Consider the following 17432-nt stretch of genomic DNA (forward strand, 5'->3'; position numbering starts at 1 on the left):
GTCGTTCACCCCACATGGCCGTTCACCTCCACACTAACCAGCGGCCGTCCGGCGACCGCGACCGCCACGCTGGACCGGCGGCGGCCCCGGACGCACTTCTTACGGACCGCGGACGGTACCGGCAGGGACGGCCACCGGAGCGCCCGGCGGTGTCAGGCTTCGAGACATGAGCAGGCGCTTGACAAGCATCGCGGTGACCTTCGGCCGGTCGTTGCCCGGCAGGTTCACCAGCCGGCTGCGCTCGGAACGGGTGGCGGCCAAGCTGGGGATGTGGCTGGGGATCAGCTTCACCGTCGCCTTCGCGACCGGCCTCTTCAGCCACTTCACCCAGCATCCGCCGGCCTGGCTGCTGTGGCCGTCGCGGCCGGTCAACCTCTACCGGGTGACGCAGGGTCTCCACGTCATCGGCGGCATCGCCACGGTCCCGCTGCTGCTGGCCAAGCTGTGGACGGTCTACCCGAAGCTGTGGCAGTGGCCGCCGTTCCGCTCCGCGGGACACGCGGCCGAGCGGCTGTTCGTGCTGCTGCTGGTCGCGGGCGCGCTGTTCCAGCTCGTCACGGGGCTGCTGAACATCGCCTACACCTACCCGTGGCCGTTCGGGTTCGTCCAGGCGCACTACTGGACCGCCTTCATCGTCTACGGCGCGCTCGTCATTCACGCCGTCAACGAGTGGTCCAAGGTGCGGCGGCATCTGTGGGTACGCGTGGAGGACCCCGACCGGCGCCGCTTCCTGGGCACGGTCGCCGCCGCGTGCGGCGTGGCGGCGCTGGTCACGGTGGGCGAGGCGGTCACGCCGCTGAGGGGGCTGGCGGTGCTGGCGCCGCGCGATCCGGACGCGGGGCCGCAGGGCGTGCCGGTCAACCGGTCGGCCGTGGCGGCGGGGGTGACGGTGGCGCCGGGCGATCCGGCGTACCGGCTGGTCGTGACGGGAGCCGTGCGGACGGAGTTGTCGCTCGCGTACGCCGACCTCGCCGCCCTGCCCCAGCACACGGTACGGCTGCCGATCGCCTGCGTGGAGGGCTGGAGCGTGGAGTGCGAGTGGACGGGCGTACGCCTGCGTGACCTGATCACCCGGGCGGGCGCCGCGCCGGACGCGTTCCTGACGGTCGAATCCCTCGAACGCAGCGGCTACTACCGCACCAGCGAGGTACGCCCCCCGCACTGGAACGACCCGCTGACCCTGCTGGCACTCAAGCTGAACGGCCGCACGCTGGACCCCGACCACGGCTACCCGGTGCGGCTGATCGCGCCCAACCGGCCCGGCGTCATGCAGACCAAGTGGATCGGCACGGTGAGGGTCGCATGAGGTGGGTCCTGTACGCGGCCGGCGCCGCCCTGGTGGGCCTCGGCTTCACCGGATTGTTCCTGGACAGCGCCCCGATCGGCTGGGCCCTGTGGTTCGGCGGCGTCGCGGTGGCGCATGACGGGATCCTGGCTCCCGTGGTCCTGCTGATCGGCCTGGCCCTGCGCCGGACGGGCCGGGCGGCGCGGGCCGCCGCGATCGTGGCCGGCACGGTGACGCTCGCGACCCTGCCGACCGTGCTGGCGCTGGGCCGGCGGACCGACAACCCGTCGATCCTCCCCCTCGACTACGTCCGCAACCTGCTGCTCCTCCTGGGCCTGCTCGCTCTCGCCGCACTGGCTCCCCGGCTGTGGAACGCGGTGCGACCCAAGCGCGGGGGCCGCACGCCCGAGCCGTCCGATCCGGATCGCTGACGCGGCTCGATCCCTTCCGACGCGAGATCCGGTACGGGCGGAGTACGGACAGCACCGCGCCAGCGGCGGTCCCTAGCGTTCAGGTCAAGACGCCCCAAGATCTGGACCTCGACCGGACCCGCGGCCGGGCAGCCGTATGAAGGGAAACCAGTGAAATCCGCCATCATCACGTCGGTCGTGGCCTTCTTAGCCGCGACCACCAGCGCCGTCTTCGTGCACGCGCCCTCCGCCTCCGCCGACGGCCTGAGCAACCCGAGCGGTACGCTCACCACCGAATGCGACGGCGCCAGGAGCTTCCTCCAGGTCGACTGGAAGGCCGGCGACAGGGTGACCGTCCGCTGGCGGGTCGACGACACCGGCACGGCGCCCGGCTTCTCCCCGGTGCTGCGGATCCAGGCTCATGACGCCGACCACGACGCCGCGCCGTTCGTGTTCCCCAGCGGCGACGCGCACTTCGTCCTCAACAGCGGCAACGGCACTCACGACGTGGGCCTGAAGTCCGACTGGAACCCCGCGAACATCGGCAACATCAACCACTTGAGGGTGCAGATCCAGAACGGCACCCAAGCGCAGGACATCGGGTGCACCCGGGTGCGAGAGATCTACAACTGGAGCATGATCGGCCACAAGAACGCCATGGCGAAGCGTGGCGTGGACTACGTGCTCGGCGGTGAGGGAACACCGGCCAAGCCCGGCTACGACTGCTCGGGCCTCGTCTACGCCTCCTACAACCCGATCGGCAACTTCCCCGGCTGGCCCGTCCGCCGTGCCGTCGACATGTGGAGGTGGGCGGAGAGCCACCAGTCCCCGTCGAAGTTCTACGCCAAGTCCGTCGCCTGGTCCGACCTGAAGGTCGGTGACCTGATCTTCTACAGGACGACCGATGAAGCCGTCGGCCACGTGTCGTTCTGGGAGGGGGACGGCAACGTGCTCGACGCGCTCGAACCGGGCACCAAGGTCTCCGTCCATCCCGAGGGCGGCCTGCGCAACGTCCGCGTCGCGGCCTTCCGCATCCTCGGCGTGGCGACCGTACCGACCGACTGACAGCTCTCGCCGAGGCCCAGTGTGCCGAGCTCGGCACACTGGGCCTCGGCGTGTTCCTGATCTAAGATCGTGCGGTGCCCCGAAGGCCGTGGACCGACGTTCCGCTCACTGGGTTCAGGCACGAGTGAGCGGGACCAGCTTCGGCGGGCTGCTGCGCGCCCATCGCCGCCGCAGCGGGCTGACCCAGCGGCAGCTCGCGGACCGCGCGGGCGTGAGCGCGGGCGCGATCCGAGATCTGGAACAGGGCAGGACGAGAAGCCCGAAGCGGGACTCGGTCCAGGCCATCGCCGTCGCGCTCGGGCTGAGCGGGCCCGACACCGAGCAGCTGCACGCCGCCGCCGAGGCGCGCCGCACCCGGCACGACGCGACCGATCCGGTTCGCGGCGGCCCGCTGCGCGTCCGCGTGCTCGGCCCGATCGAGGTCTGGCACGGCGAGGTCCAGGCGCCGCTCGGCTCCGACCTGCAACGCACGCTGCTCGCCCGGCTCGCGCTCGGCGCCGGCGCGGCGGCCGGTCAGGACGAGCTCATCGAGCTCCTGTGGCCGCACGGCGGCGCCTCTCGTCCGGGCCGACGTGCGGTCAGCCTGCTGCACACGCACGTGGCCAGGTTGCGGCGGCTGCTGGACTCCGGGCCGGGTACGGCAAGCGTGCTGCTCGGCGGCCGGCACGGATACCGGCTCGCGCTCACCGCCGATCAGCTGGACCTGCTGGAGTTCCGCGACCTCGCGGCGCGCGCGGCGTACGACGCGCCGGAGGAGGCGCTGGCCCGGCTGGCCGGGGCCGTGGCCCTGTGGCGCGGTGAGATCGACGCCGACCGGGTCGCGGCGAGCCCGCTCTACACCGCGGTGACCGGCGAGTACGCCGCCACCGTCCAGACGTTCGCCACCCTGGCCCGCGACCTGGGCAGGCCGGAGCGGGCACTGGGGCCGGTGCGCCGGCTCGCGCTCCGGCACGAACTGGACGAGCCGCTGTACGCCGAGCTGATCCTGACGCTGGCCGCGAGCGGCAGACAGGCGGAGGCGCTGGCCGCGTACGAGCGGATCAGGTCGGCACTGGCCGACCAGCTCGGCATCGATCCGGGCGAGCGGCTCAGGAACGCCCAGCTCGCGGTGCTGCGGCAGCAGGAGCGGCAGGCCCGGCGGGCGATGGGGCACACCGCGATCCAGCAGGCGCCCGCCGCGCCGCCCGACTTCGTCGGCAGGACGGACGAGCTGGCCGGGATCGAGGCCGCGCTCGCCAGGACGGGCCGGGAACCTGGATCGGCCGCGCCCCGGATCGTGCTGATCGACGGCATCGCCGGAGTCGGCAAGACCGCGCTCGCGCTCGCCGCCGCGCACCGGTTACGCGCGGAATACCCCGACGGCCAGCTCTACGCCGACCTGCGCGGTCCCACCGCGGCCGGGCCGGAGCCGATGCGGGTGCTCGGCCGGTTCCTGCGCGCGCTCGGCGTGCCGGGCCGGCGGATCGGGACCGACGAGACCGAGGCGGCCGCGTTGTTCAGGAGCGAGCTCGCCGACCGGCGGATGCTGGTGCTGCTGGACAACGCGCACGACGCCGGCCAGGTGCTGCCGCTGCTGCCCGGCGCGGGCGGCAGCGATCTGATCGTGACCAGCCGGCGCAGGATGCCCGGCCTGGCCGGCGCGAGCGCCGTACACCTCGAACCGCTCAACCCGGCGGAATCGATCGCGCTGATCGCCGCGACCGCGGGAGCGCACCGGATCGACGCCGACCCCGGCGCGGCCGGCGCGCTCGCCGAGGCGTGCGCCCGGCTGCCGCTCGCGCTGCGCATCGCCAGCGCGCGGCTGGCCACCCGGCAGGCGTGGACCATCGGCGACCTGACCCGCCGGCTGCACGACGACAACCGCAGGCTCACCGAGCTGTCCACCGGCGAGTCGAGCGTGCTCACCAGCTTCCAGCTCGGCTACGCCGACCTGAGCGCCGCGGCCCAGCGCGCGTTCCGGCTGTGCGGGCTGCATCCCGCCGACGACTTCGGCGCCGACAGCACCGGCGCCCTCCTGGCCATGCCGGCGCCCGAGGCCGACCGCCTGCTGGAGGACCTGCTCGAGGCGAACATGCTGATGCAGTACGCGACCGACCGCTACCGCTTCCACGACCTGCTCGGCCTGTACGCCCGGAGGTTGCTCGCCGACGACGCCGAGGGCGAGATCGCCCGCTCGCGGCTGTACACCTGGTACACCGACGCGGTGACGGCCGCGATGGAGTGGGTCTACCCGCAGCTCGTACGGCTCCACACGCACGCGGACCGGGAGTCGGTCTTCGCCACCGAGTCCGACGCCCTCGCCTGGCTGGACGCCGAGCTGCCCGCGCTGGTCGCCGTCGTCAAGCACACGGCGGCGACCGCCGACCGCGCGCCGGCCTGGCGGATCACCGACCAGCTACGCGGCTACTTCCTGATCCGCCGGCACATCGACGGCTGGTTGCCCGCGGCCGAGGCGGGCATGGAGGCGGCCGTCCTGGCCGGCGACGACGTCGCGCGTACCGCGATGCTGATCAGCCGCGGCCAGGCGCTGTGGTCGGTCGGCCGGGACGAGGAGGCGCTGGCGGACTCCCTCGCCGGTGAGCGGCTCGCGGTCGCCACCGGCTGGACGACGGCCGCGGCGTACCTGTCCCACCACATCGGCTGGCACCAGCTGGAGCAGGGCAGGCTCGCCGACGCGGAGAAGTGGATGCGCCGCGCGCTCGACCTTACCGAGGACGACCCGCTCGACCACGTACGGGCGGTCGCGCTCAACGGGCTCGGGGTGATGCGGTTGTGCCAGGGCGAGCTGTGGGAGGCCGCCGACCTGCTCGACGCGGCGCTGGAGATCAACGAGACGACGGGCAGGGAGACCTCGGCGCTGGCGAACCGGGGCAACCTGGCCAGCGCGCTGCGTCAGCTCGGCTCGGAGCGGCAGGCCTTCGAGCTGCTCACCGGCGTGCTGGCGGCCTACCGGAAGAGGGCCGACCTGCGTGGCGAGCTGTCCACCCTGGACGAGCTGAGCCAGCTGCACCTGCAGCGCGGGGACGCCGCCACCGCGCTGGAGGTGGCACGGCGGGCGTACGACATGGCGATCGCGGTCCACGACAGGAAGGCCACGGCGCACACCGCGGCCACCGCGGCCCAGGCTTACCACGCGCTGGGCGAGGTGCGGGCCGCCGCCGAGTGGTTCGAGCGCTGCGTGACGATCGCGCGCGGCATCTACCCGTTCGTGGAGGCGCGGGCTCTGGTCGGCCTGGCCACCACCCGGCTCTCCGCCGGCGATCCGGCTTCCGCGCGCCGCATCGCCGAGCGGGCCGTGGCGATCGCCGGCTCCTGCGGTTTCCGCCTGCTCGAAAGCCGCGCCCGGGCCGCGCTGGACGCGGCGAGCCGCTGAGCACCCGCCCCGCGTCAGGTCGCCTCGTGTGAGCCCCGCACGAGGCAGCGGGGAGGGTCAGCGGGCCGGCTAGGGATGCAGGGCGTCCACGAGCAGGTCGAGCAGCCGGCCGATCTGCTCGGGCGTGTCGAGGGCCGCCGTGGCCAGGAAGATCCCGAGGATCATCATGGTGACCTGCTCGGGGCCGACGTCCGCGCGCAGCGCGCCCGTGGCGGCGCCCGCGTCGAGGAACGCCGTGATGGCGGCGGTGATGCGTTCCCTGGTGGTGGCGGTCGGGATGCGGCCCGCGGCCTGACCGGCCCGCAGCGCGTCGGCCATGCCGTGCTTCATCACCGCGAACGCCGCGTACCGCTCCATCCAGGCGCGTAGTGCGACCTGTGGCGGGAGCCGTTCGAGCAGGTCGGGGACGCACGCGCTGAGCTCGTCGAGCTCGGCCGCGTAGACCGCCTCCACGAGCGCCTCGCGGGTGGGGAAGTGGCGGTAGAGGGTGCCGATCCCGACCCCCGCCTCGCGGGCGATGTTCTCCAGCGGGACGGTGTCGTCGGACGCCGCGAACGCGGAGCGGGCGACGGCGACCAGCTTGTCGCGGTTGCGCTGGGCGTGGGCGCGCAGCGGGCGCTGGGGTCCGGGCGTCGGTTCGAGCGCGGCCAAAGTGGAGGAACCTCCGGTATTGCCCTATAGTCGGGAGAGATAGCGGAGGATCCTCCGCTATCTCTGACATCCTACTTCGGACGGGATACCCATGCCTTCGATCAGTTCTCCCGGCGAGACGGACACCGCGCCGCGGCCCGGCGGCACCGCTCCGTTCGCCGGCCGTACCGTGTCGCGCATCGGCTACGGCGCCCTGCAGCTCGATCGCCTGCGCGGCGACCGTGCCACGGCCCTCGCGCTCGTCCGCCGGGCGATCGAGCGCGGCGTCGACCACATCGACACCGCGCAGTTCTACGGCGACGGCTACGCCAACGAGATCCTCCGCGAGGCCGTCGGGCCGGGGGACGACGTCATGATCGTCAGCAAGGTCGGCGCCACCGCCAACCCCGGCGGCCCGATCCCGCTGCGGCTGGCCCAGCGGCCGGAAGAGCTCCGCGCCGGCGTCGAGGACAACCTCGCCACCCTCGGCGTGGACCACATCCCCGTGGTGAACCTGCGCCGCTCGGACTCCGGCCCAGGGCTGCCGCCCGAGGGCGATCAGGTGGTCGACCTCGACGACCAGCTCGCCGAGATGACCGCGATGCGCGACGAGGGCAAGATCGGCGGCATCGGGCTGAGCGGCGTCGGCCTCGACGGGGTGCGCCGGGCCGTCCCCGCCGGAATCGCCTGCGTGCAGAACGCCTACAGCCTCGTCTGCCGCGACGACGAGGACCTGCTGCGGCTGTGCGCGGCCGAGGGCATCGCCTGGGTGCCGTTCTTCCCGCTCGGCGGGAACGTCTTCCCCGGCATGCCCAAGGTCACCGACGAACCGGCCGTCCGCGCCGTGGCCGAGTCGCTCGGCGTCACGCCCTCCCAGGTGGGTCTCGCCTGGCTGCTGCACCACGCCCCGAACGTGCTGCTCATCCCCGGCACCGGCGACCCCGCCCACCTGGAGGCCAACCTCGCGGTCGGCGACATCACCCTGGACGCCGCCGCCCTGGCCGCCCTCGACGCCGTCGAATCCCGTTCCAACCAGGTTTCGCTCGGCTGATCGGCGCAGGGCGGGTAAGACATAGGCACCGGACGATCACCGTGCCCGAGGGGCGCGCGCACCGATCACGAGAACGAGGACGAGACATCACATGAAGGCCATCATCTACCGCGACCACGGCGACGCCGACGTTCTGCAGCTCGTCGAGCGTGACGTGCCCGAGCCCGGCCCCGGCGAGGTACGCGTCCGGGTCGCCGTGTCCGGGGTCAACCCAACCGACTGGAAGAGCCGCTCCGGCGCCACCAGCAGGAAGAGCTTCCCCGAGGTCACCCCGCACCTCGACGGCGCCGGCGTGATCGACGCCGTCGGCGAGGGGGTCGACCGGAGCCGGGTCGGCCAGCGGGTCTGGCTGTACATGGCCACCGTCGGCCGGCCCATCGGCACCGCCGCCGAGTTCACCGTCGTGTCCGCCGAGCAGGCGGTGCCGCTGCCCGACGCGGCGGGGTTCGACGTCGGCGCCGCACTCGGCGTCCCCGCCCTCACCGCGCACCGCGCGCTCACCGTCGCCGAGGACGGGCCGAGCCGGCTGGGCCCCGGCGCGCTCGACGGCAAGGTGGTCCTCGCCGCGGGCGGGGCCGGAGCGGTCGGGCACGCGGCGATCCAGCTCGCCCGATGGGCCGGCGCCACCGTGATCAGCACGATCAGCGGCCCGGAGAAGGCCCGGCTGGCCACCGCCGCCGGCGCCCACCACGTGATCAACTACCGCGAGGGCGACGCGGCCGCCCGGATCCGCGAGATCGCCCCGGACGGCGTCGACATCGTCGCCGAGGTGGCGCTCGGCGCGAACCTCGCCCTGGACCTGGCCGTCCTGGCCACCCGCGGCACGATCGCGACGTACGCCAACGACGGCGACAAGCCGGTCAACCTGGACGTGCGGCAGAACATGACGCTGAACACGCGCTACCAGTTCCTGGTGCTCTACACGGTCGGCACGCGGGCGCTCACCGCGGCCGCCGAGGACGTCGCCGCCGCCGTCCGCGACGGCGCCCTGCCGGTCGGCGAGGACCACGGCCTGCCGCTGGTCCGCTTCCCCCTCGACCGCACCGCCGACGCCCACCGCGCGGTGGAGGCCGACACGGTCGGCAAGGTCCTGGTGGACATCACCCCGTGACGGCCTGGCGGTGACGGCCTCGTGATCGTCATGACGGGGAGCCTGCTACGGTGCTCCTCCACGAGCTGGAGATCGTCCGGTCGGCTCACCGCTCAAAGGAGAGACCCTGCGACGAGACAGACCGAGGCGGTCCCTTCCGATCATCGCGCTGGCGCTGGGCCTGCTCCTGCCCAGCGGCTGCGCCATCGACAAGGGCACCGCACTCGCCGCCGGCTTCGACGCGGACTGGGCCGGGACGCCGGACGTCACGACGATCGACACGACGGAGAACAACACCCTGCCCTTCGCCGGCTCGGCCGTCGGCACCCTGACCCTCAGGGACGGCACGCCGGCCGACCGGGTGAGCGCGCTGGCGAACGACCTGAGGCGGTACGTCACCGAGCACGGGAACGTCACCGGCCGGATCGCGGCGGGCACCGTCACCTTCACCGTCGTCGCCGGCCGCCGCCGCGCCGACGAGGCACTGGCGCTGTGGCGGTCACTGACGGCCGACCGCCGGCTGCTGACCGGCGACCTGCGCGACGCGCCCACGAAGGGGGTCGTCCGCTGGCGGATCGAGCTCACCGCGACCGACGCCGCCGCCGCGACGACCCTGTTCGAGGACCTGCTCACCGACGGCGGGCGGCACCGGCCGCTGTCGGACGTGGTGTCGCTGAAGGTCGGCACGGGCCGCGACACCCGGCCGAGGCTCTCGGTAGGGACCGACTTCGACGGCGCCCGCCCCACCGAGGCGCTCGCCGCCTACCAGGCGGTGGCCGCCCGGTACGCCGTCGCCGCCGCCACCCTGATGCCCGATCGGGCCGCCATCGTGGTCGCGAAGCAGGCGGACCTGGCCCGCGCCCGCGAACTGGCCGAGAAGGCGGCCCCCACCCTCGGGACCGCGCTCAAGGTCACCACCACGGGCGCCCCCTGATCCCCGGCCGGCCCGGTGAGACGGGGTCAGATGCGGTAGCCGGGGGTGAACTCGACCGGTAGTGACTCCAGGCTGCGCATCTGGATGGACGAGCGCCACTCCAGCGACGACTGCGGCACCGCGAGCACCACGTCGGGCAGCCGGTCGAGCAGGGTCTCCACCGCGATGTGCGCGATGATCTCGGCGATCTCCGGCGCGGGATGCGGGCAGCCGTGCGCGCCGTAGCCGAACGACATGTGCGCGTGGTTGCCCACGGAGCCCTCGTGGAAGTCGGGGCGCACCTTCGGGTCGAGGTTGGCCGCGGCCAGGCCGGAGACGAGCAGGTCGCCGGCCCTGATGCGGCGGCCCCCGACCTGGGTGTCCATGATCGGCCAGCGGCCGATGGCGATCTGGCCCGGGGCCTCCTTCCACAGCACCTCGTTCAGCGCCTGGCCGACGCTGCGCCGGCCGCCCGACAGGGTCATGGCGAAGCGGTCGTCGGTCAGCATGAGCTGCAGGGTGTTGCCGATCCAGGTGGCCGTCGGGTCGTGGCCCGCGGTCATGGTCAGCAGCAGGTCCTGGATGAGCTCCTCGTCGGTGAGGTTCGCGGGGTGGGCGAGCAGTCGGGAGGGCAGGTCGGGGCCGGGTTCGCGGCGCTTGAGTTCGAGCAGGCCGGTCATGATGGCCTGGACCCGGCCGTAGGCCTCCATGGCGGCCGGGCCGCCGTTCAGCGTGGTGGCGACCTCGCCGACCAGGGCGCGGGTGTCGGCGTCCGGCAGGCCCAGCATCGAGCCGAGCACGAGCAGCGGGATCGGGTTGGCGTACTGCGCCATCAGGTCGGCCCGGCCCGAGCCGATGAACGTGTTGATCAGCCCCTCGGTGACCCGCTCGCAGTTGGCGCGCAGCTCGAACTGGTCGGCCGCGGCCAGCGCCTCGCTGACCGCGCCGGCCCGGCGCTCGTGGGCCTCGCCGATCTCGAACAACATCGACGGCTGGTAGCCGACGTACGCCATGAGCGGCCAGTCGGGCGGGATGTTGTCCCACTGGTTCCAGTAGCGGGAGTCACGGACGAACAGCTTCGGGTTGCTGAGCACGTAACGCAGTTCGCGGTAACCGAGCACCAGCCAGCCGGGGACGTCGCCCTCCAGCAGGATCGGCACCACGGGCCCGTGCCGGCGCATCTCGTCGAAGGCGGCGGCGGGGTCCTGGTGGTACGCCCGGCCGTACATGGGGAACGCGCCTTCGAAGGCGTTCTGGTCGGGTCCTTCCGCTGGGTTGGCGAACCAGGAGGATTGCGTGAAGTCAGTCATGAGGTCACCTACCGGGCGGAGGACAGAGCGTAGAGATGGTTGACGAGGGTGATCAGCACGGCCTTGCTGGAGTCCCGCTGCCGCGCGTCGCACGAGACCAGCGGTACGTCAGGGGAGAGATCGAGCGCCTCGCGGATCTGGTCGAGGGTGTGCGTGGTCTCGCCGAACCGGTTGTGCGCCACGACGAACGGCATGCGGTGGTGTTCCAGCCGGTCGATGGCGTACCAGGAGTCGGCCAGGCGCCGCGTGTCCACCATGACCACGGCGCCGAGCGTGCCGGTGAACAGGCGGTCCCACAGGAACCAGAAGCGTTCCTGGCCGGGCGCGCCGAAGAGGTAGAGCACCATCTCCGGGTTCAGGCTGATCCGGCCGAAGTCGAACGCGACCGTGGTGGTGGACTTCCACTCCACGCCGCGCGGGTCGTCGATGTCCTGGCCGGCCCGGGTCAGGGTCTCCTCGGTGCTCAGCGGGCGGATCTCGCTGACCGACCTGACCATGGTGGTCTTGCCCACGCCGAACCCGCCGACGATGACGATCTTGAGTCCGGTGGTCGCGGAGCTCGCCAGGGGAGTTCGCGCGGCCGCTTCAGAGATTTTCGAGTCCAACGAGCACCTGTCTGAGAACGTCGGGGTCGGGCAGACGCGACTCGGCCGGCGCCGGACGCGGGTTCCTCGCGGTGATGCGTCCCGTGTCGAGCAGGTCGCAGAGCAGGATGCGCACCACGCTGACCGGCAGCCGCAGCTCGGACGCGATCTCCACGACCGCCGTCGGACTCGTGCACATCCGCAGGATCCGGACATGCTCGGACTGCATGCCTGGAGTGGGGTCGCACTCGCTCACGATGAGCGTGACCAGGTTGAGGCCGTCGTCGGCCACGTTGCTGCGCCCGCCGGTCACCATGTAGAGGCGGTCCGGGTTCTCGTCCTCCAGGCGCGGGGCCATCAGCTTCGGCTGCTCGTCTGTGGCGCACGAGGTGGCGCGGTCAGGTGTTCGCCGATCTGCTCCACCAGTTCGTTCATGTTGTGACCGATGACGCCGGGGTCGGCCTCGTCACCGGCCACCACGGCGAGGTGCGCGCCCTCTCCGGCCTCCACGATGAACAGTAAGCCGCCGTGGAACTCGGTCATCGACTGGCGCAGGCCGCCGGTGCCGTCGCCGAACTCGATCGAGGCGCCGTACGACAGGCTCTGGATCCCTGAGGCGATCGCGGCGAGCTGGTCGGCGCGGTCCACGGACAGCGCGGCGGTGTGGGAGAGCCGCAGGCCGTCTCTCGACAGCACCACGGCGTACCTGGCCTGCGGAGTCCTCTCCAGGAGGTTCTCGAGCAGCCAGGCGAGTTCCTGGTCCGATGTTCTCATCGAGTCTCTTCCTCACCCATCTGTCGTGCTTCGCTCGCCTGACTCTGTCGTGCCTTGCCGGCCTGGTGGAAGGCGCTGAACTTGTTGCCGGCGTCCGACGGGGCCCGCCGCGGCTCCTGTGCGGGGGCCGGACGGGACGGCGTCTGCGTGGACGAGGCGGCCGCGAACGTCTGTCCCCGGCGGCGGCGCGGCAGGCCGTGCAGCTCCCCGTCCGGCTCGGGGGACACCTGCGCGGGGATCTCCTGCCTGGCCTGGGCCTGCTTGGCCTGGACCGGCATGGCGGGTTGCGCCGGCACCGGCTGCGGGGCCGGCACGTTCTGGCTGATGAGCTGCTGCGGGATCATCACCACCAGCCCGGTGCCGCCCCGGGAGGACGGGCGGAAGGAGACGGTGAGCCCGTGCTTGCGGGCCAGGCAGCCGACGACCGCGAGGCCGAGCCGGGAGCCGGACAGCGTGGTGAAGTCCAGCGGTTCGGCCGAGACGGCCCGCTCCGCCCTGGCCAGCGCGGACGGGCTCATCACCAGGCCGCAGTCCTCGATCGTGATCACGACGCCCGCGGTGACCTCCTCCACGTAGACGTGGACCTCTTCGGTCGGCGGGGAGAAGCTGGTGGCGTTGTCCATCAGCTCGGCCAGGGCGTGCATGACGCCCTCGGCGGCGTGCCCCGCGATGGCGAACGTGCTGGTGGAGTGGACCCGGACCCGCTGGTAGGCGCTGATCCGGCCGATCGCGCCGCGCAGGATGCTCTCCATCACGATCGGCTTGGTCCAGCGCCGTCCGGAGCGCGCCCCGGTCAGGACGGCGATGCTGTCGGCGAGCCGGCCCGCCTGGGCGGTCGTGTGGTCCAGCTTGAGCAGGTCGCCGAGCGTGATCTGGTCGTGCCGGTCCTCCATCTCGCGCAGGTCGGCCAGCATGCTCGTGGCCAGGGCCTGCACCCGGCCGGCGGCGCTGGCGCAGGCGGAGGTGGTGGCGGCGCGGACGCGCCCCTCCCTGCTCACCTCGCTGACGAACGAGCGCAGGATCTGCTGCTGCGCCTTGTTCGCGGGACGGGGGAGCTTGGCGAGGACGGACTCGGCCGACATCCCCGTGCGGATGAGCTGCACCGTCTCGGGGAGCGTCTCGGCGGCGAGCCTGGTGAGTTCGGCGTCGCCGACCGCGATCCGGCCTCTGAGCTGCTGGATCTGACGTCTGTTCGAGGCCGCGAACGTGATCGCGGCGCAGACCAGGACGGCCGCGACGCCGAGGGCCCAGGCCAGGTGGCCGCGCGAGGAGTCCGGGGCGGTGAGGACCGCCGTCAGCGACGCGGCCCCCGTGACGGCGGCCGTGACCGCCAGGACGACCAGGGGATCACCCAGCCGCGGATGTGCCGCGCGATGGCGAGTACGTACCGATGCTGACATCTTGAGTTCCTCGTCGGCGAGTGGATCACGGTCACCGCGAACCCGACGGGGCCGAACGCGTAGCGACGACCGGTTCCCGACCTCCATGATCGCGGGGCGAGTGACATCGGATCTTACGACATTTCACTCCATGTGGTCATCAGGTTGCAGATTTTCTCGACATATTGATCAACGCGAAGTACGGTGCCCCTTTCTGTCCTTAGGAACAATCTTGGAGTCGCGCGCAAATGGCAGGTTCTCTCCTTGACGGCAGAGCGGCACTGATCACGGGTGCGGCGTCGGGCATCGGCGCCGCGACGGCGCTGGTGTTCGCCCGCCACGGGGCCAAGGTCGTGGTCGCCGACATCAACGAGGAAGGCGGCCGGCGTACGGTCGCCGAGGTCGAGGCGATCGGCGGCGAGGCCGCCTTCGTCCGGGCGGACGTACGGCGCTCCGGTGAGGTCAGGGACATGGTCGCCTTCACCGTGGAGCGGTTCGGCCGCCTGGACTGCGCGGTCAACAACGCCGGCGTGGACACCGCGGGCGACGGCCGCTTCCACGAGGTGAGCGAGGAGTCCTTCGACGCCTCGTTCGAGGTCAACCTCAAGGGCGTCTGGTGGTGCATGAAGCACGAGCTGGCCCAGATGGTGGCGCAGTGCTCGGGCTCCATCGTGAACGTGGCCTCGGTGGCCGGGCTGGTGGGCATCGAGGCGCCGTTCGTGTCGCCGTACATCGCGGCCAAGCACGGCGTCGTCGGGCTGACCAAGGCGGCCGCCCTGGAGTACGCCACCTCGGGCATCAGGGTGAACGCCGTGTGCCCCGGGGCAGTGCGGACGCAGATGGTGGACGACCTCATCGAGCAGGGCATCATGACGCTGGAGCAGACGGCGGCCTACCACCCGGTCGGGCGTTACGCGAACCCGCCGGAGATCGGCGAGGCGATCGCCTGGCTCAGCTCCGACGCCGCCTCGTTCGTCACCGGGCTGCCGATGGCGGTGGACGGGGCCATGACGGCCCGCTGACGAAAAGTCGCCTGGGGCGGTGATTTCTCTTTCGCCGCCCCGTCGGCACCGAAGAATCTCCTTATGTGGACAATTCCCGAATAACAACCTGAAAAGGGATTCTGGGCGCGTTTTCCGGCGAAGAGCGTCAGCCGGGAGGTGAGGCCCCAGGGGGATGCCACGACGGCGACGCCACCAGGCCGCTTCCTCGGCCGGCCCGGCGAAGTAGTGACCCCCGGGCGGATCGAGCTCTGGCTTGTAGATCGTTTTTGACGTACAAACCCCCTATGAGATCGTTTGTGCGTCGTACGCGCTTGCTGTCCGTTACCGGAGTGGTCGCGGTGGTCCTCGCCTCTTCCGCGGCGACCGCCGGCCCGTCCGCGGCGGCCACGAACGGCGCCTTACCGGCGACGGCGGCAGGCGCTGCCGCGCATGGCGGCGGCCTGACCTTCACCGTGCTGTCGTCCCGCCCGCAGGTCGTTTCCGCGCACGACGCTCTCATCCGCCTGGAGCTCCCGGCGGGAGTGCCCGCGGCGAAGGTACGGGTCGAACGCGACGGCACGGACGTGACCGGGAGCCTCCGGCGGGTCGACGCGGGCCGCGCGCTCGAAGGGCTGGTCACGGGCCTGCGGACCGGGCGCAACGTGCTCACCGCGACGGCCCCCGGCACCGGGAGGGCCCGGCTCGTCCTCGACGACCACCCGGTGACGGGACCGGTGTTCTCGGGGCCGCACGAGCAGCCGTTCATCTGCGACACGGCCGCGTTCACCACCGTCACCGGAGACAAGCTCGGCCCGCCCACGGACGCGGACTGCTCGATCGCCACCCGGGTCGACCACGTGTACCGCACCACGGCCGGCAGGTTCGCGCCGCTGCCCGCGAACGAGACCCGCCCCGCCGACCTCGCCTGGACGACGACGAGCGCCGGGCAGCGGGTGCCGTACATCGTGCGGGTGGAGACCGGCACCGTCAACCGGGCCGTCTACGAGATGTCGATGCTGGCCGACCCCGCCGCCGAGCCGCCGGACCCGTGGCGGCGCTCGCCCGGCTGGAACGGCCGGCTGATCTACACCTTCGGCGGCGGCTGCACCGGCGGCTGGTACGTCCAGGGCCGCAACACCGGCTCCGTCATGGACGACAGGATGCTCCGCCAGGGGTACGCGGTGGCGTCGTCGTCGCTCAACGTCTTCGGCAACAACTGCAACGACCTGCTGGCCGCCGAGACGACGAGCATGGTCAAGGAACGCTTCGTCGAGGCGTACGGGGCGCCGGCGTTCACGATCGGGTGGGGGTGCTCGGGCGGGTCGTACCAGACGCACCAGATCGGCGACAACTACCCCGGCCTGCTCGACGGCATCGTCTCGGGATGCAGCTTCCCCGAGGTCGGCTTCGCCACCGTGAACGCGATCACCGACGCGCGCCTGCTCGACCACTACTTCCGTGAGGTCGCGCCCGGCGCCTTCAGCCAGGAGCAGCAGCAGGCGATCTCCGGTTTCGGCCGGTGGGAGAGCATCGCGAACCTCGCCGCGGGCGGCGGCCGGATCGACCCGCGCATCTTCTGCCCGGGCCAGCTGCCCGCGGCGCTCCGCTACCACCCGGAGACCAACCCGGCCGGCGCGCGGTGCGACGTGTACGACCACACCGTGAACGTCTACGGCCGCGACCCGCACACCGGCTTCGCCCGGCGGCCCCTGGACAACACCGGCGTCCAGTACGGGCTCGGCTCGCTGCGCGACCGGACGATCACCGTCGACCAGTTCCTCGAACTCAACGAGGGGATCGGCGGCTTCGACGCCGACGCCAACCACGTGGCGGAGCGGACGCGGGCCGACCTGGCCGCGACGCGGGCGGCGTACCGGAGCGGGCGGCTGCTCAACGCGGGCGCGGGCCTGGCGAGCATGCCGATGATCGACTACCGCGCCTACACCGACGACGCGCCGGGCGGCGACATCCACATGCGCTTCCACTCCTTCGCCACCCGCGAACGCCTGCAGAAGGCGAACGGCACGTACGCCAACCAGGTCATGCTCGTCGAGGACAACCGCTACGGCGGCTTCTCGCTGTCGAGCCCCGTCCTCATGGAGGCCCTGACCCGGATGGACCAGTGGCTCACCGCCATCGCCGCCGACCACCGCCCCGGCCGCCCCGGCGCCAAGGTCGTCAGGAACAAGCCCCAGGACCTTACGGACGCCTGCTGGACCCGCGACGCCACCCCCCGCAAGATCGCCGAACCCCAGGTCGCGGGCAGCGGCACCACCTGCAACACGCTCTACCCGGTGTGGACCTCACCGCGCCTCGTGGCGGGCAGCCCGATGGCCGGCGACATCGTCAAGTGCCGCCTCCGCCCCGTGGACCCCACCGCCTACGGCACCCCTCTGACCGCCCCCCAGCTCACCCGCCTCAAGCACCTCTTCCCGAAGGGCGTCTGCGACTGGTCCGCGTCTGGCATCCAGCAACAACCCCTCGCGGGCACCTGGCAGTCCTTCTGACGGGTCAGCCATTCGAAGGGGCGCCTCGTCCACCGGCGAAAAGGCGCCCCTCCGCCCGCCGCACCCGATCCGCCGGAA

Annotated in this window: 15 protein-coding genes; 9 read left to right on the top strand and 6 right to left on the bottom strand. The window is 72.2% G+C overall.

What is annotated here, in order from left to right:
- Positions 1 to 166: 166 nt before the first annotated feature.
- The 4 genes from B0I32_RS19960 (at position 167) to B0I32_RS19975 (ending at position 6133) form a co-directional block, all read left to right on the top strand.
- On the top strand, positions 167 to 1306 hold the full coding sequence (locus B0I32_RS19960; protein WP_106241417.1) for a molybdopterin-dependent oxidoreductase: 1140 nt from the start codon (positions 167 to 169) through the stop codon (positions 1304 to 1306).
- Complete coding sequence (locus tag B0I32_RS19965; RefSeq protein WP_106241420.1) at positions 1303 to 1716, top strand: hypothetical protein; 414 nt, start codon at positions 1303 to 1305, stop codon at positions 1714 to 1716. The genes B0I32_RS19960 and B0I32_RS19965 overlap by 4 nt, the downstream gene beginning before the upstream one ends.
- Before the next feature lie 150 nt (positions 1717 to 1866).
- Positions 1867 to 2760, top strand: coding sequence for a C40 family peptidase (locus B0I32_RS19970; protein WP_106241422.1), 894 nt, complete (start codon positions 1867 to 1869; stop codon positions 2758 to 2760).
- 124 nt (positions 2761 to 2884) lie between these two features.
- Complete coding sequence (locus B0I32_RS19975; protein ID WP_181307564.1) at positions 2885 to 6133, top strand: BTAD domain-containing putative transcriptional regulator; 3249 nt, start codon at positions 2885 to 2887, stop codon at positions 6131 to 6133.
- 69 nt (positions 6134 to 6202) lie between these two features.
- On the opposite strand, the gene B0I32_RS19980 is transcribed toward B0I32_RS19975, so the two are convergent.
- Positions 6203 to 6784, bottom strand: a complete 582-nt coding sequence (locus tag B0I32_RS19980) for a TetR/AcrR family transcriptional regulator (protein WP_106241427.1) — start codon at positions 6782 to 6784, stop codon at positions 6203 to 6205.
- Between the two features lie 91 nt (positions 6785 to 6875).
- Here B0I32_RS19980 and B0I32_RS19985 point away from each other — a divergent pair, with 91 nt between their 5' ends.
- From B0I32_RS19985 to B0I32_RS19995, 3 genes are all read left to right on the top strand, one after another.
- Positions 6876 to 7814: an aldo/keto reductase gene (locus B0I32_RS19985; protein ID WP_106241430.1), complete on the top strand. Its 939-nt coding sequence runs from the start codon at positions 6876 to 6878 to the stop codon at positions 7812 to 7814.
- Positions 7815 to 7905: 91 nt separating this feature from the next.
- Positions 7906 to 8925 (top strand): NADPH:quinone reductase, encoded by a 1020-nt coding sequence (locus tag B0I32_RS19990; protein WP_106241432.1) that lies wholly within the window; start codon positions 7906 to 7908, stop codon positions 8923 to 8925.
- A 340-nt stretch (positions 8926 to 9265) separates the two neighbouring features.
- Entirely contained in the window at positions 9266 to 9838 is a 573-nt protein-coding gene (locus tag B0I32_RS19995; RefSeq protein ID WP_106241434.1) for a hypothetical protein, read from the top strand.
- A gap of 26 nt (positions 9839 to 9864) precedes the next feature.
- On the opposite strand, the gene B0I32_RS20000 is transcribed toward B0I32_RS19995, so the two are convergent.
- From B0I32_RS20000 to B0I32_RS20020, 5 genes are read right to left on the bottom strand one after another with little or no spacing between them, the layout of a single operon-like run.
- Complete coding sequence (locus B0I32_RS20000) at positions 9865 to 11127, bottom strand: cytochrome P450 (protein ID WP_245955922.1); 1263 nt, start codon at positions 11125 to 11127, stop codon at positions 9865 to 9867.
- 8 nt (positions 11128 to 11135) lie between these two features.
- Positions 11136 to 11732 carry a GTP-binding protein gene (locus B0I32_RS20005; RefSeq protein ID WP_106241437.1) on the bottom strand — a complete coding sequence of 199 codons (597 nt, stop codon included), beginning with the start codon at positions 11730 to 11732 and terminating at the stop codon, positions 11136 to 11138.
- A complete protein-coding gene (locus B0I32_RS20010; protein WP_106241439.1) occupies positions 11713 to 12069 on the bottom strand; it encodes a DUF742 domain-containing protein in 357 nt (118 codons plus the stop codon). The genes B0I32_RS20005 and B0I32_RS20010 overlap by 20 nt, the downstream gene beginning before the upstream one ends.
- Positions 12069 to 12485 carry a roadblock/LC7 domain-containing protein gene (locus B0I32_RS20015; RefSeq protein WP_106241442.1) on the bottom strand — a complete coding sequence of 139 codons (417 nt, stop codon included), beginning with the start codon at positions 12483 to 12485 and terminating at the stop codon, positions 12069 to 12071. Before B0I32_RS20015 ends, B0I32_RS20010 begins: the two co-directional genes overlap by 1 nt.
- A complete protein-coding gene (locus B0I32_RS20020; RefSeq protein ID WP_106241444.1) occupies positions 12482 to 13885 on the bottom strand; it encodes an ATP-binding protein in 1404 nt (467 codons plus the stop codon). Before B0I32_RS20020 ends, B0I32_RS20015 begins: the two co-directional genes overlap by 4 nt.
- A gap of 227 nt (positions 13886 to 14112) precedes the next feature.
- Here B0I32_RS20020 and B0I32_RS20025 point away from each other — a divergent pair, with 227 nt between their 5' ends.
- Together B0I32_RS20025 and B0I32_RS20030 are read left to right on the top strand one after the other, a co-directional pair.
- Entirely contained in the window at positions 14113 to 14886 is a 774-nt protein-coding gene (locus B0I32_RS20025) for a glucose 1-dehydrogenase (protein ID WP_106241446.1), read from the top strand.
- Between the two features lie 266 nt (positions 14887 to 15152).
- Positions 15153 to 17354, top strand: a complete 2202-nt coding sequence (locus B0I32_RS20030) for a DUF6351 family protein (protein ID WP_106241448.1) — start codon at positions 15153 to 15155, stop codon at positions 17352 to 17354.
- Positions 17355 to 17432: the final 78 nt, after the last annotated feature.

Source organism: Nonomuraea fuscirosea, from assembly GCF_003001935.1.
GTDB classification, from domain to species: domain Bacteria; phylum Actinomycetota; class Actinomycetes; order Streptosporangiales; family Streptosporangiaceae; genus Nonomuraea; species Nonomuraea fuscirosea.